The organism is Bifidobacterium aemilianum (genome assembly GCF_003315635.1).
Lineage (GTDB): Bacteria > Actinomycetota > Actinomycetes > Actinomycetales > Bifidobacteriaceae > Bifidobacterium > Bifidobacterium aemilianum.
Map to the genome: position 1 here is coordinate 1 of NZ_PDCG01000019.1, position 893 is coordinate 893.

General features: G+C 63.9%; 2 protein-coding genes. Both read right to left on the reverse strand.

Annotated features, from left to right (window positions below; translation table 11 throughout):
* Positions 1–73: 73 nt before the first annotated feature.
* Positions 74–709, reverse strand: coding sequence for a single-stranded DNA-binding protein (locus tag CRD60_RS08180; RefSeq protein WP_113860785.1), 636 nt, complete (start codon positions 707–709; stop codon positions 74–76).
* Between the two features lie 66 nt (positions 710–775).
* The coding region (locus tag CRD60_RS08185; protein WP_201737254.1) for a 30S ribosomal protein S6 at positions 776–893 on the reverse strand (118 nt) is incomplete at its 5' end.

Here is an 893-nt window from a genome sequence, read left to right on the forward strand (position 1 = left end):
ACATATGTACTCCTTACAACACATTACGAATGATTGCGATTGGGGGGTCCGACCAGGAGCCGGACCACGGTGCTCAGAACTCCGGCTCGTCCCCGGAGCCACCGAAGTCGTCGGAGGAACCGAAAGAACCGAAGGAGTTGCCCGAGGAGGCCGGGGTGGACCATGGATCCTGGGCCGGGGCCTGCTGCTGCCGTGGGGCAGCCTGCTGGCCGCCCTGGGGCTGCCCGCCGGTGGCCGGGGCCGAAGCACCACCCTGGTAACCGCCTTGATAACCGCCGCCCTGGGAAGAGCCGGCGAAACCTCCGCGACCGCCACCACCGCCGTTGCCCCCACCCGAGTTGCGGGTGACCTGTGCGGTGTTGCGGGTCAGGGCCGGACCGATTTCGTCGACGCGCATCTCCATGACCGTACGATTATTGCCTTCACGGTCCTGGTAGGAACGTTGGGTCAGACGACCCTGGGCGATGACGCGCATGCCCTTGGTCAGGCTGGCCTGGATGTTCGAAGCCATCGGCGCATAGGTGGAATCCCAGGCCGAGCAACGTAGGAAGAGGGCTTCGCCGTCCTCCCACTGCCCCGAGTTGCGGTTGTACTGCCGCGGTGTCGAGGCGATCGTGAAATTGGCTACCGTACCGCCGTTGCCGGTGGTGCGCACCTCCGGGTCGGCGGTGAGATTACCCCCCACCGTGATGCTCGTATCCCCTGCCATCTTCGTGCCTTTCCCTGGTTGACCCCCGAATGAAATCCTGCGCGGCTCAACGTGGCCCGCTGGGGCTTACTTGACGTCCTTACGAAGGATCTTGGTCCTGATGATCGACTCGCTCAGGTTCAAGACGCGGTCAAGCTCGTCCGAAACGGCGGGTTCGCAGGTGTAGTTGATCACCGCGTAGTTT

Excerpts from the sequence above, each read along its gene's own strand:
- CRD60_RS08180 (WP_113860785.1), bottom strand. The coding sequence starts at position 709 with ATGGCAGGGGATACGAGCATCACGGTGGGGGGTAATCTCACCGCCGAC.